General features: G+C 68.7%; 14 protein-coding genes and 1 pseudogene. 10 read left to right on the top strand and 5 right to left on the bottom strand.

Features of this window, described 5'->3' with window-relative positions; all coding sequences use genetic code 11:
- Positions 1 to 2: 2 nt before the first annotated feature.
- Positions 3 to 494: a TrmO family methyltransferase domain-containing protein gene (locus F4556_RS31245; RefSeq protein WP_184922077.1), complete on the top strand. Its 492-nt coding sequence runs from the start codon at positions 3 to 5 to the stop codon at positions 492 to 494.
- Positions 495 to 856: 362 nt separating this feature from the next.
- On the opposite strand, the gene F4556_RS31240 is transcribed toward F4556_RS31245, so the two are convergent.
- Together F4556_RS31240 and F4556_RS31235 are read right to left on the bottom strand one after the other, a co-directional pair.
- Positions 857 to 1,741: a hypothetical protein gene (locus F4556_RS31240; RefSeq protein ID WP_184922075.1), complete on the bottom strand. Its 885-nt coding sequence runs from the start codon at positions 1,739 to 1,741 to the stop codon at positions 857 to 859.
- A gap of 11 nt (positions 1,742 to 1,752) precedes the next feature.
- Positions 1,753 to 3,597: an Hsp70 family protein gene (locus F4556_RS31235; protein ID WP_184922073.1), complete on the bottom strand. Its 1,845-nt coding sequence runs from the start codon at positions 3,595 to 3,597 to the stop codon at positions 1,753 to 1,755.
- Positions 3,598 to 4,394: 797 nt separating this feature from the next.
- Here F4556_RS31235 and F4556_RS31230 point away from each other — a divergent pair.
- From F4556_RS31230 to F4556_RS31215, 5 genes and pseudogenes are all read left to right on the top strand, one after another.
- Complete coding sequence (locus F4556_RS31230; RefSeq protein WP_184922072.1) at positions 4,395 to 4,664, top strand: transposase; 270 nt, start codon at positions 4,395 to 4,397, stop codon at positions 4,662 to 4,664.
- Between the two features lie 44 nt (positions 4,665 to 4,708).
- On the top strand, positions 4,709 to 4,993 hold the full coding sequence (locus F4556_RS39575) for an IS3 family transposase (RefSeq protein ID WP_313069283.1): 285 nt from the start codon (positions 4,709 to 4,711) through the stop codon (positions 4,991 to 4,993).
- Positions 4,915 to 5,166 (top strand): annotated as a pseudogene (locus F4556_RS39800) (DDE-type integrase/transposase/recombinase); the annotation flags it as partial. The gene F4556_RS39575 and the pseudogene F4556_RS39800, both read left to right, overlap by 79 nt.
- Positions 5,167 to 5,299: 133 nt before the next feature.
- Positions 5,300 to 6,505, top strand: coding sequence for a Shedu anti-phage system protein SduA domain-containing protein (locus tag F4556_RS31220; protein ID WP_246511136.1), 1,206 nt, complete (start codon positions 5,300 to 5,302; stop codon positions 6,503 to 6,505).
- Complete coding sequence (locus tag F4556_RS31215; RefSeq protein WP_184922060.1) at positions 6,502 to 6,819, top strand: hypothetical protein; 318 nt, start codon at positions 6,502 to 6,504, stop codon at positions 6,817 to 6,819. The genes F4556_RS31220 and F4556_RS31215 overlap by 4 nt, the downstream gene beginning before the upstream one ends.
- 142 nt (positions 6,820 to 6,961) lie before the next feature.
- Here the strand turns inward: F4556_RS31215 and F4556_RS31210 are convergent, their stop codons facing one another.
- Positions 6,962 to 7,822 carry a PhzF family protein gene (locus F4556_RS31210; RefSeq protein ID WP_184922058.1) on the bottom strand — a complete coding sequence of 287 codons (861 nt, stop codon included), beginning with the start codon at positions 7,820 to 7,822 and terminating at the stop codon, positions 6,962 to 6,964.
- Between the two features lie 175 nt (positions 7,823 to 7,997).
- Here F4556_RS31210 and F4556_RS31205 point away from each other — a divergent pair, with 175 nt between their 5' ends.
- Entirely contained in the window at positions 7,998 to 8,201 is a 204-nt protein-coding gene (locus F4556_RS31205; RefSeq protein ID WP_184922049.1) for a hypothetical protein, read from the top strand.
- Between the two features lie 36 nt (positions 8,202 to 8,237).
- Here the strand turns inward: F4556_RS31205 and F4556_RS31200 are convergent, their stop codons facing one another.
- On the bottom strand, positions 8,238 to 8,609 hold the full coding sequence (locus tag F4556_RS31200; RefSeq protein WP_184922048.1) for a MerR family transcriptional regulator: 372 nt from the start codon (positions 8,607 to 8,609) through the stop codon (positions 8,238 to 8,240).
- 66 nt (positions 8,610 to 8,675) lie between these two features.
- On the opposite strand from F4556_RS31200, the gene F4556_RS31195 reads away from it, so the two are divergent.
- Positions 8,676 to 9,806, top strand: a complete 1,131-nt coding sequence (locus F4556_RS31195) for an alkene reductase (protein WP_184922046.1) — start codon at positions 8,676 to 8,678, stop codon at positions 9,804 to 9,806.
- A 45-nt stretch (positions 9,807 to 9,851) separates the two neighbouring features.
- A complete protein-coding gene (locus tag F4556_RS31190; RefSeq protein WP_184922044.1) occupies positions 9,852 to 10,238 on the top strand; it encodes a VOC family protein in 387 nt (128 codons plus the stop codon).
- On the opposite strand, the gene F4556_RS31185 is transcribed toward F4556_RS31190, so the two are convergent.
- Complete coding sequence (locus F4556_RS31185) at positions 10,239 to 11,486, bottom strand: ROK family protein (RefSeq protein WP_184925482.1); 1,248 nt, start codon at positions 11,484 to 11,486, stop codon at positions 10,239 to 10,241. It lies immediately after the preceding gene.
- 170 nt (positions 11,487 to 11,656) lie between these two features.
- On the opposite strand from F4556_RS31185, the gene F4556_RS31180 reads away from it, so the two are divergent.
- On the top strand, positions 11,657 to 12,895 hold the full coding sequence (locus F4556_RS31180; RefSeq protein WP_184922035.1) for an MFS transporter: 1,239 nt from the start codon (positions 11,657 to 11,659) through the stop codon (positions 12,893 to 12,895).
- Positions 12,896 to 12,903: the final 8 nt, after the last annotated feature.

The raw sequence follows: 12,903 nt of genomic DNA, 5'->3' as shown, positions 1-12,903 counted from the left end.
TAATGGCGGACCGTGAGACGTTCGAGGTCGAGGCCCTCGGCCACGTGGTCGGCGGCCGGATCGAACCGACAGACGACTTCTGGGGTGGCACCCAGGCGATCATCCGGCTGGACGGATCCCTCTTCCCGACCGATGCGACCAAGGGGCTTGAGGACTTCTCGCACCTGGAGGTCGTCTTCCGGTTCCACCTCACCGATCCGACGGACCTGAACCTCGGCGCCCGCCGGCCCCGGGACAACCCGGACTGGCCGGAGGTCGGGATCTTCGGCCACCGCAACATGCGACGCCTGAACTGGCTCGGAGTCTCACGCTGCCGCCTGCTCAAGGTCGACGGGCTGGACCTCCACGTCGAAGACCTCGACGCTGTCGACGGCACTCCGGTCCTGGACGTGAAGCCGTGGTTCGGCGAAATGGGGCCTCGCGGAGAGCAACACCAGGCCGAATGGACGACTGTCATGCTCCGCGACTACTTCGCGCCCACGGCCAACGACTGACGGCGGACCGTGACTGTCCGATCGTGAGGATCGGTGGTCTGCTCTGGGGCCAGCTCGTCGAACCGTCAGCTGGACGTCGGAAAGGGCTGACTGAGACGGGACCGCGGAGGGCCCCGACCGCTGAGCGGTCGGGGCCCTCGTTTGCCCTGGCGGGCGAGGCGGAGGATTCGATATTCGAACTCGTGAGGGTTTTATCCCAACACGCTTTCCAGTTCTCCCGAACGCCGTCCGCCGGGGTTCACACCCGTCCTGACCTGCGGCGGAGCGTAGGGTGGGGCGGTGACTGAACCTGCCCGGACGGGGGTGAATGAGATCAGAACTGAGACCAGGCCTGCTCGGTCGCTAGGCATGGGCTTGGCGTGTCAGCTGATCGGGTCAGGGGAGGTATAGACGTATTGGAGTGTGTAGACCTGGTCGTCGACCATGTACCCAGGGGCAACGACGAAGCGGACAGGATCGTTCGGGTCGCATGACGACCAGGGTTCCTGGCGCTCGGGGTTCAGGGGCCGGTCCTTGAGGATCATGAAATCCCAGCGTGCTTGTAGGCCAGCCTTGTTCGCACGCTGCCGGAGGTTGTCGCAGTCGGCACGCAGGAGCGCAAGTGGGTCGCTTTCGGTCCAGGTTGTGCGAGCGATACCCAGGGCGTTCCAGGCGCCTTCGCCTGCTGGGAGGGGACGGGACAGATCCGCGAAGAGTGCCCTTGTGAGCTCGGCTAGGAAGCGGGGAACTCTCTGCCGATCCGCATAGTGCCCGGTGCGGCTGCTCGCCTTGTGGTGGGCGCGTGCGAAGGCGTGGAGGCGTTGTTCCACGAGGGCTCGGTAATCCGCAGCGATTGTCTGGTGGGCGCTGTGCTCGGCGGTGGCGACGTCACTGCGGCCTTGAGTGCGTGTGGCGATGAGGGATGCAACACGGTCCTCAAGTCGGCGGTTCCGCTCGGTGAGTTCGTCATTGGCCTCTTGCAGGCGCTTGTGGGCGTTTTCGAGCCGCAGGACTCGAACATTGAATTCATCCATCTTTCTGGCGACTTCGGTAGGCAGCAGCCGGAAGGGATGTCGGGTGAGGTGGCTGATGACGGCTTCAACGAGGTCCGCTGACTTGATGCCCCAGGAGTCGATGGTTGGCGCGGTGGCGTAGGCAGGTGGGTGGCTGAGGTCGATCACCGGTTCCTCGAAGCGGGCGTGCTGGCCGCGCTGATGCCGGTACTCGTATTCGTACTCATCGTCGCCGGCGTAGTAGCTGATGGTCATGTCACCGAGTCTCAGTAGTTAGAGTGGAAGCGAGCGGTGACCTGGACCTCTTCGTCTGTCTGGACAACGACGGCACGGACCTTGAACTCGGTCTCCCCGAAACGCATGTGGATCCTGACGGCCCTGTCCTCGAGGGCGAAGCGCATCACGCTCTGGACGTCAGCCACGATGGTCCCGATCTTGTCGCAGCCTGGCTCGGTGACGTAGCGGGGATCGGAGTTGACTGTGGCGTGCAGGTCGAATTGAACCTTTGTTTGAGTTGCTTCCACAGGCGTATAGACGTGGATGACCTCCTGATCGACGTCGACAGTCTGGCCGGCCGAGACGAACATGGAGAAGCGTTCCCGGCACAAGATGTTGCCGGTGCTCTTGGAAACCCTCCTCAGCTCCTCCGGGTCGATGCCCTCCTCGAACTCCATGTTGCTGGCGACGCCGTAGGTGAAGCGGCTACGTCGAGCCCGGGTGTGAGGCTCATAGCAGAAGTGGACAGCGCCGAATAGCACAGCGACGTTGGGGTCCGGCGGGATGAGGACGGCGGCGCGGTCGCCAAGATGATCCTTGACGGACTGCTGGAGGTAGGGGGAAGTGCTGAAACCTCCGACGAGCAGGACTACGTCCGACTGGGACGTTTCCGTGCGGGATTGCCGCATCTCGTCCAGCTGGTCATCGATGAGCTCCAGAATGTCGGGGACGACGTTGTCGAACAAGGAGCGGACCTCGGCTGCAGTGATGACGATGGCGTCGCAGACGTTGTCTTGTAGGCGGCGCAGCCGACGACGCCCGGCAGCACCGAGATGGCGGTCGATGGCGGAAGGGATGTTGAGGTAGATAGGCTCCTGTTGGTCTACACCGATGTGAAGCTTGGCCCGCTCCCACGCATCGGTGAGGTCTAGCAGGGCCTCGGGGTACTCCTCGCGCAGTTCCTGAAGGACCGCTGCGCCACCAAAGCGGGAAACCAGGAACTGGTCCTCAAAGGCACGGTTGAGGTAGTCGGAGCCGAGGCGTCCTCCGTTGACGCGGCCGATCTCCACCATGCGCCCGGCGGAGTCGTTCTCGTACGCGGTGATGTCGACGGTCCCACCGCCGCAGTCAGCAACCATGAACCGAGCGCCCGCGGTCATCAGGTCAGCGGGGCTGCCATCGCCCGAGGCAATACTCACCCCGCAGACACGGGCGTAGTGCGCGGCGGCTTCGGGTTCGAGGGCCAGGATCAGACGACCATCCTCCGTAGGGAAGCCGGCGTTCTTCGCGACGTCGCGCATCACCTGCTTCTGGTAGTCAGACCAGATTGCGGGGATGGTAAGACACCAGCGGATCTCGTCTTCGCTGTAGCCACTAGCGGTGATTTGCTCCAACGCCCGCGCGTAGACCTTGCGCAGGTACGCGGTGATCAGCGCCGGAGTGGCGCTGTCTCCTGGCAGGCTGTCCTCCTCGTCCTCCTCGATGTCACTGTCGTCGTCAGCATCGGCTACCTCGTCCGTGCTGTCGGTGCGGCGGCGATCGCCTGTTTGCTCGTCCTCGCCCTCGGCTTCCTCTGTGTCTTCCGCATCGACCGGTTTGGTGAGCAGGGCCATCTTGAAGCCAGCGTGGTAACTGAGGGCTCCAGGTGTGCTCTTCCTGCCCTGGGTAAGAAAACGGCGACGCGCGTCGAACCCCCAGGCCAGTACGTCACCCTCTGGAGAGAGGAGCAACGCAGAGAGGTTCTTGGCGCAGGCGACGGGCTGGGCCTCCCAGCGGTTGCAGAAGTGAATCCGCCGACTGTGCGGGTCGGCATTTCCGGGCTCGACGACGGCCCAGGCGAACCCTGTTCCGTGTGTGCCGAAGTCGAGAGCGGCAACGACTCGTGGCTCAAACACTCATTCTCCAGAAGGTGGCAGGTGGGCAGAGGGGACGGCGAATCAGATGCGTCTATGCATCATCCGCGGAGTGCTCAGTTGAAGATCGGCCAGCGCTGAGCTTCGCGTCATCGACTCGATATGGACAACCAGATCGCGCGCCACAGCCGAATCAACCACCCAAAGGGCCTAGTTGGCCGATTATCAGACCGTGGACCTCCTGTACAAATCTGCACAGGGCTGCTGAGTGCATGCATTACGGTGTGCTCATGCGTGACGCAGACCGCGACCATCAACAGGTCTTGGCCGCTCCGGGCTCCCCGAACACATGTGAGCTGCCCCCGGCTGGCGCGCCTGCAGATGGCGGAGCCAGTTGCCCTGCCTGCGGTGCGAGAGGCAAGCCAGACAGGGATGAGATAGCTGGCGCCGATATTTATGGCGAACTGGAGGCATACAGGGCGGCGTTGGCGGGGCGGGATTCACTGATCCATCGGGCCCAGGCTGCGGGAATGAGCGAGGCGCAGATCGCCCGATCCGTAGGCCATTCACGGACTACGGTGCGTAGCATCCTCGCAATGCGAACGCCGCAGGCCGTGAACGGGAATGCCGAGGCGTGATCCCGGTTCAGGTCGCCACTCGGCCGACAGAGATAGGTTCTTACCGAAGGTCTCCGGTAGGGACCTACCTGCTGGTGCGGTGCGGCGGGATTTCGAACTGAACCGGTCCGGATTCGACCGAGACTTGATCATTTGGAAGGGTCGAGTCCGTTATGCGAAAGCCATACCCGAAGGACGTTCCGGGACCGGGCCACGCGCCTGGTGCTGGAGACGCGTGATCAGTACAAGACCGAGTTCGAGGCGATCCGTTCGATCGGAGCCAAGCTGGACGTGGGCGCGGAGACGCTGCGCAAGTGGGTCCGCCAGGCCGAGGTCGATGGCGGCCTGCGGTCGGGCACCACGACAGGGGAGTCCGCCGCGATGAAGGCCCTGAAGCGGGAGAACGCCGAGCTCAAGCGGGCCAACGAGATCCTCAAGGCCGCAGCGAGTTTCTTCGCGGCCGAGCTCGACCGGCCGCACACACGCTCGTAGCGTTCGTCGACGAGCACCGGGACCGCTTCGGCGGAGTCGAGCCAATCTGCAGGACCCTCACCGAGCACGGCTGCAGCATCCACCCGTCCACCTACTACGCCCACAAGAAGGGGCTGCCCTCCGCGCAGGCAGCGCGCGACGCGGAGCTGACCGAAGTCATCAAGCAGATCCACCGCGAGAACTACAACGCTTACGGGGTCCGCAAGATGTGGGCCGCACTCAAGCGGGCCGGCCACACCGACGTGGCCCGCTGCACCGTCGAGCGGCTGATGAAGGCCGTCGGCTTGTCCGGCGCCGTGCGTGGCAAGAAGGTCACCACCACCGGCTAGGCCGAGGACAAGCACGTCCAGCGGGCCCCCACCGGCTGAAGCGGCAGTTCGTCGCCTCCGCCCCGAACCGGGTCTGGGTCGCGGACTTCACCTATGTGCAGTCCTGGTCGGGCACCGTCTACGTCGCTTTCGTCGTCGACACGTTCTCCCGCCGGATCGTGGGCTGGTCGGCCGCCACCAATAATCAAATCCAGTTGTCACCGAGACGCCCGTGGTTCAGCGGCGCCCGGCAGTGTCCTGGTAGGCAACCCCTGACCAACCAACTGGCAAGGCTGTGCTGTCAGTACCTGGCCTTAGGCTACCTCGATGGGATTCAGATCCAGCTTCTCGCTCCAGCGCATGGTCGAGGTAGCAAAGGGGCTCACCGAGCACGCGGTCGTCCAGCAGCGAATCGACACGGTGCTGCGCATCATGGGAACGGACCGCGCGTACGGCAAGGGCCGACCGTTGGTGGACGCCCTGAACGATGTGGCCCAAGGAGCCATCCTCTGTGGGGACTTCGGTTTTGCTCAGCGCTTCCAACGGTTCGCTGGCTACGCCAACGGAGAACTGTTCCTCGAAGTCGTGGAGGGGTACTACGACGAGGACGCTCAGCAGCGTGGTGAGGAGTTCCATCGGAGGATGGCCGCTCTTGGCGCCGACCGGGCGGTTGCCGTGCTTGACGTGCTCTGCCGTGACAATCCGGACGCGACTGCTGCGGATGCCCGTGACCTCTTCCGTGGCATTGCCCAGTCCGCCGACTACCTGGGCGTCGAGGCTGGCGAGGGAAGGATTCGGCTGTCCACCCGGGAGGTGAGGCGACTCCAGCAGTACGGCCATCTTGAGCTGGTCCTGCGAAGTCTGCCGCGTCCAGCCTCTGCGGAGTCTGCCCGGCTGCTGGGTAATGTCCTGGCGGATGCCGACGCGGGGCTGTTGGCCCAGTTCCTTGAGCTAAAGGCCAGGCAGGCCGGCCTCGCGGCCCTGCGGGCTGCGGTGGACGATCCGGCCAGTTCCGAGAGCGCGCTTCACGTCTGCCTGAAGAATCAGGCATGGATCTTCGGCGGGGCCTATGTGGGTGAGCTGGCGCGCCGCCAGTACACCCCGGATACCATCCTGGACATTCCGCTCCTGCGTGCCGATGGTTCCCTACATGTCGTCGAGCTCAAGCGCGCCAACATCGAGGGCTTGGTCATTCGCCGTAGCGGCCATCTGATGCTGGGTGCGCCACCCCACCAAGCGGTCTCCCAGGCGCAGAACTACCTGCGGACACTGGACGAGAACCGGCGGACCATCCTGGCTGACTACGGAGTCGACAGCCGCAGGGCCTCCGCCACCATTGTGATCGGCCACTCGCGCTATGTGGGAGGGGGTATCGCGCCGACGGAAGTTGCGGAGACCTTGCGCACCTACAACACGCACGCCACCCGGATAGAAGTGATCACCTACGAGACCCTGCTCGATTCGGCCAGTCGGATGCTTGCATTGTCATCCGAGCAACAGGACTCGGAAGCGACTGAGGAGCCCGACTCATGACTGACGCCCAGCCCTCGATCGAGCGGGTTCTGGCTCGCCTGTGCGGTGGCTCGATCACCGCGAAGGACTACGTGGGCTACTTCCTGAACGAGTACGGCGAGGAACTCGTCTTCGCCCAGCGTCGAGGGGAGAAGACGGCGCGCCTCTGGCACAGCGATGCCGATTGGCAGCTGTTCCGCGTCGGCGACCACTCGATCCGGGTCGGCGAGGTCATGGACGGGATGATCACTGTCAGCGGCCTGATCATCAACCAACCAGAGGCAACCTGGCTGTCTTCCTGCTTGGCGGCCTCTCGCCACCTGCGCCAGCGGTAGTCATGATGCCAGCGGGGACAGTCCGGTAACGACGAAGGCCCGGACCGCTGATGCGGTCCGGGCCTTCGGCCGGCGGAGGATACGAGATTCGAACTCGTGAGGGTTTTATCCCAACACGCTTTCCAAGCGTGCTCCCCCGCCGCTACTCGGCGGCGGGGATGCGGACCCCCGCGCCGGTGACGCGGATGCGCGGGTCGCCGGCGCGGAGTTCGACGCGGAGGCGGCCCGGGCGGCCGAGGTCGTGGCCCTGGTGAAGGGTCAGGACGGCGGCGGGGGTGGTGGCACCGAGGTCGCGGAGGTAGGCGCCGAAGGCGGCGGCGGCTGCGCCGGTGGCGGGGTCCTCGACGACGCCGCCGACCGGGAAGGGGTTGCGGACGTGGAAGACGGTGTCGGACTCGCGCCAGACCAGCTGGAGGGTCGTCAGCTCACGGTCCGTCATGAAGCGGGCCAGGCCGTCGAAGTCGTACGCGAGGTCGGCGAGCCGCTCCCGGGTGGCGACGGCGAGGACCAGGTGGCGGGCACCGGCGTACCCGATCCGGGGCGGCAGCGCGGGGTCGAGGTCGGTGGCGGACCAGTTCAGCAGGGACAGCGCCTCGGTCACGTCGGCTGCCGGAATCTCCAGGACGTGCGGCTCGACGCTGGTCAGGGTCGCCTCCAGGGCGTCCGGGCCGGCCGTGACCGAGATCGGGACCGGGCCGACGCTGGTCTCGAACAGCAGCTCGCCGGGGCCGATCCGTTCGGCCAGCGCGACGGCGGTGGCCACGGTGGCGTGCCCGCAGAACGGGACCTCCGCCAGCGGGCTGAAGTAGCGGACCGCGAAGCTGCGTTCGGACGACCCCGGGGTGAGGAAGGCGGTCTCGGAGTAGCCGAGCTCGGCCGCGATCGCGAGCTGGGCGGCGGTGTCGAGCCCGGTGGCGTCGAGCACCACGCCGGCGGGGTTGCCGCCCGCCGGGTCGGCGGTGAAGGCGGCGTAGCGGAGTACCTCTGGGGCGTTGTCGGTCATGATCGTCGGCAACGCGGGCCAGGACCGTTCGATTCCCCGGTAACACCGGGGCCGCCGCGGACACCGAGGTTTAACCCAACAGCCATCGGTTGGCACACGCTGGAGACCCGGCGGCAAATCCCCCGTCATGACGGTCAGTCAGGCTGGACGCACACCACAACGAAGGGAAAACCCCGTGAGCGACTTCGCTTTCCTTGCCAGCACCCTCGCCAGTCTCTACGCCGAGACCGACGACGGCTCCGGCGCCCCGCAGCGTGTCTCCGGCCACGAGGCCGACCGCCTGGCCACCCTCCCCCGGCACGAACACCGTCAGCCCCGGCCCCGGCTCCGCCCGCGCCTGACCGTCCGCCTCACCGTCCGCCGACCCGCCGACGCCTGACCCGACCGCCTGACCGGTTGAACCGAGGCCGGAACATCACGCCACGTCGAGCAGCCCCGAGGCGCTCTCGATGACCTCGTCCAGGACCTCGCGGGAGCGGATCAGATCGGCGATCATGCGGTCGATCCGGTCGCGTTCGACGCTGAGTTCGTCGACCAGTTGCGGGGTGGCCCGCTCGTTCGGGGCACCGTCCGTGTCCCGCATGCAGGGCAGCAGTTGGGCGATCTTCCGGCTGTTCAGCCCGGCCGCGTAGAGTGCCTGGATCCGGATCACCCGGTCCACCGCCCAGTCGCCGTAGGTGCGTTGACCGCCGGGGGTGCGTTCGGAGCGCAGCAGGCCCTGGGTCTCGTAGTAGCGGAGCGACCGCTCGCTCACGCCGGTGTCGCGCGCCAGTTCACCGATCCGCATGCCCCACCCCACCTACCGTCCACCGGACTTGAACCTGACACTGGTGTCAGCTCCTACGGTACCGGCATGACGAACGCACCGGTGGAGTCCCGCCTCTTCGAATCTGCCCGCCTCGGCACCTTGGACCTGCCCAACCGGCTGGTGATGGCGCCGATGACCCGTAACCGCGCGTCGGCCGACGGCGTCCCGCTGCCGATGATGGCGACCTACTACGCGCAGCGCGCCTCCGCCGGGCTGATCATCGCCGAGGCGTCCACTCCGAACGCCGTGGGGCAGACGTACCCCAACATCACCGCGATCCACACCCGCGACCAGGTGGCCGGCTGGCGGCAGGTCACCGAGACGGTACGCGCCGCAGGCGGCCGGATGTTCCTGCAGCTCCAGCACGGTGGCCGGGTCGGTCACCCCGACACCAGCGGGCTGATGCCGGTCGCGCCCTCGCCGGTCCCGCTGCCGGAGACGGTCTTCACGCCCAGCGGCCATCAGGATGCCGTGGTGCCAAGGGAGTTGACGGTCGAGGAGATCCGGGCCACCGTTGCCGACTTCGCGGCCGCCGCCCGCAACGCGGTGGACGCGGGCTTCGCCGGAGTGGAGGTGCACGCCGCCAACGGCTACCTGCTGCACCAGTTCCTGGCCCAGGGCACCAACCACCGCACCGACGCGTACGGCGGCCCGGTCGCCCACCGGATCCGGTTCGTGGTCGAGGTGGTCCGGGCCGTCGTGGCGGCGGTCGGCCCCGAGCGGGTGGGAGTGCGGATCGCCCCCGGAGTCACCGTCAACGGCATCGAGGAGGGCGACACCGAGCAGATCTACCCGGCGCTGGTCGCCGCACTGGCCGAACTCGGCCCGGCCTACCTGCACGTCGTGTTCGCCGACCCGGCGCAGCCGCTGTTCCGGCAGCTCCGCGAGCTCTGGCCGAACACCCTGGTCGCCAACCCGGTGCTCGGGTGGGGCGGCCCGCTGCCCGCCGACGGCGGGAAGCTCAAGGGCGAGCAACTGCTGGCCGCCGGAGCCGATCTGATCGCGCTCGGCCGGGCCTTTCTGGCCAACCCCGACCTGGTGGAACGGCTGCGCACCGACGCCCCGCTGAACGCCGTCCGGGACCGCGGCCTGATGTACGTGGGCGGTGAGGCCGGGTACACCGACTATCCGACGCTGGCCGAGACCCGCGTTCCCGCCGCCCTGACGTCGCGTTAGGCTCCCGTTGACCGAAGATCGTCAACAGCGGGGAGAGGGCACGTCATGCGCGTCAAGGACTTCGATCACCTGGTACTGAACGTCCAGGACGTCGAGAAGGCCCTGGAGTTCTACTGCGGACCGCTCGGCCTGGCCCCGGTCCGGGTCGAGGAGTGGCGGGCCGGCAAGGTGCCGTTCCCCTCGGTCCGGGTCGGCCCGGGCACCATCATCGACCTGGTCGCCCGTGAGCGCGGCGGGTCCAACGTCGACCACTTCTGCCTGGTGGTCGATCCGCTGGACTGGCAGGAGGTGATCGACTCCGGCGCCCTCACCGTGATCGAGGGCCCGGTCGACCGCTACGGCGCCCGGGGCAGCGCCCAGTCGGTCTACGTCCAGGACCCGGACGGCAACGTGGTCGAGCTGCGTTGGTACCCGCAGGATGTCAACGCCTGATCACCCCGGCAGAGGCAGCACCGACTGAGGGTCGTTCAGGTACGGCGCCCAGGCGAGCTCGCCCGCGCCGACCAGCCCCGCGTGGGTGACCTCGGCGGACACTATCGGCACCCGGCCGCTGCGGCCCCAGAGACAGCGCTCGGCGACCACGGAGGCCAGCCGGTCCGGGGCCGCGGCGAGCAGGTCGAGGTGCAGGCCGCTGAGCACGATGCGGTCGGGGTTGAGGATGTTGACCAGCCCGGCCAGGCCGAGGCCGAGGCGGTCCACCACGTGGTCGACGGCGGCCCGGGCGACCGGGTCGCCGTCGGCGGACCTGGCCAGTGCGCGGGCCTGGGCGAGCAGCGGCCGGTCCGGGTCGGGGGTACGGCCCGCGGCGGCGAACAGGGCGTCGGGGTCGGTCTCCGAGTTGAGGCAGCCCCGGTTGCCGCACAGGCAGGGCCGGCCCTGCGGATCGACCGTCAGATGGCCGACCTCCAGGGCGAGTCCGGCGCTGCCGGTGTGCAGCCGGCCGTCGATCACCAGCGCCCCGCCGACGCCGCGGTGGCCGGAGGTCACCAGCAGCAGCTGCCGGGCACCGCGTCCGGCGCCGTGCCGGTGTTCGGCCAGCGCGGCCAGGTTGGCGTCGTTGGCGACGGCGCTCGGGAAGGGGTACTGCGCGCGCGGGCCCTGGTCGGCCTTCCGCACCTCCTCGGCGAACAGGTCGGCCACCGGCGTGCCGCTCGGCCAGGCGAAGTGCAGGGCCACCAGTGCGGTGCCGTCCGGCTCGGTGACCGGGTTGGGCAGGGCGAGGGCAGTACCCAGGCAGCGCCGGCTGCTGGCCCGGGCCAGTTCGGCCCCGGCCTCGGCGACGGCGCGCAGCATCCGGACCGGGCCGGTGGCCGTGGGCAGCGGCAGGTGGACGGCCGGTTCGAGCTGACCGCCGAGGCCGACCAGCGCGAGGCTCAGTCCGTCCGTGTGGATCTGGGCCGCGATCACCACCGGACCGGCGGGGTTGACGGCCAGTCGGTGCGAGGGGCGGCCGCGGCCGCCACCGGCCGGGCTGGAGTCGACGGTGATCAGGCCGAGGGCCTCCAGTTCGGCGCTGACCGCCCCGGCGGTGGCTCTGGTCACCTCGAGCGCGCTGGTCAGCGCGGAACGGGTCGGGGCCTGGCCGGTGTGCACCAGCGCGAGCGCGGGGCCGAGCAGGGTGCGCCCCCGGTCGGGTGCCGCCCGCCGGGCGTGGGCGCCGGTGCCTTCGGCGGCGGTCAGGCGCGGAAGTGCGGCCGAGAGCGCGGAGCCGGCCGTCCGCGCCCCGGCGCGTTCCTCGCCGGTCCGGCCCTGGGCGCGAGGTGACGGCCCGCCGGATTCCGGGCTGCGACGGTCCTCACCGGACCGATACGGACTTGAAGGTGTGTGCGGCACTCCCCTATTCTGCTTTTGTGCCGCTACTAAACAAAACCCGCGTCCGTTCAGCAGCCCACAACCACCCGGTCGGCCCAGCGCCGGCCCCCGTCTGGACCACCGCCCGGATCGCCCTGACCGCCTTCTTCGCCGTCGACGGCTTCCTGTTCGCCGCCTGGGTGGTCCGGATCCCCGACGTCCGCGCCCAGGTCCACGCCTCGCACAGCGCGCTCGGCCTGGCCCTGCTCTGCCTGTCGGCCGGTGCCGTGGCCACCATGCCACTGATCGGCCGACTCTGCGTCAGGTTCGGCAGCCGCCCGGTCACCGTCGCCTCGCTGGCCGCCCTCAGCCTCGCTGTCCTGCTGCCCGCGCACACCGGCTCGGTGCTCACCCTGGGCGCCGCCCTGCTGCTGTTCGGCGCGGCCTACGGCGGCGCCAACGTCAGCATGAACAGCGCCGCCGTCGACCTGGTGGTCGAGCTCCGACGCCCCGTCATGCCCAGCTTCCACGCGGGGTACAGCCTCGGCGGACTGCTCGGCGCGGCCGTCGGCGGACTGCTCGCAGGCACCCTCAGCACCGCCTGGGCGCTCGCCCTCAGCGGGGCCCTCGGCCTGCTGGTCACCGTGATCGCCGGCACCGCCCTGCTCCGGACCGCCGCCGTCACGCCCGCCGCCGTCACGGCCGCCACACCCCGGGGAACCGCTGCTCCCAGCCGCCAACCCGCCCGGAACGCCCGCCTGTTGGTGATCCTGCTCGGCCTGGTGGCGCTCTGCGACGCGTACGGCGAGGGCGCGCTCGCCGACTGGGCCACCCTGCACCTGACCGACGACGTGCACGCGAGCACCGGGCTGGCCGCCACCGGCTACGCGGCCTTCGCCTTCGCGATGACCGCCGGGCGGCTCGGTGGCACCTGGCTCTCCGTCCGGGCCGGGCAGACCCGGGTGATGCTGTTCGGCGGGCTGACCGCCGCGACCGGCATGCTGGTCGCCGCGCTCGCCCCCGCCGTCCCGCTGGTGCTGGCCGGTTTCGTCCTGGTCGGCCTCGGCCTGGCCAACATCTTCCCGCTCGCGATCGCCGCGGCCGGCGTGGCGGGCGGACCGCGCGGCGTCGCCACCGCCTCCACCCTCGGCTACGCGGGCATGCTGGTCGGCCCGCCGGCGATCGGCTTCCTCGCCGACGCCACCACCCTCCCGCTCGCCCTCACCACCGTCGCCGCCACGGCCGCGCTGGCCGCCGCCCTCTCGCTGCTGGTCCGCCCGAAGCCCACCGCCCGATGACCTGACCG

Source organism: Kitasatospora gansuensis (assembly GCF_014203705.1).
Classification (GTDB): Bacteria; Actinomycetota; Actinomycetes; order Streptomycetales; family Streptomycetaceae; genus Kitasatospora; species Kitasatospora gansuensis.
Note: the sequence above shows the minus strand (reverse complement) of the source record. Positions and strands in the feature narration are given on the sequence as shown.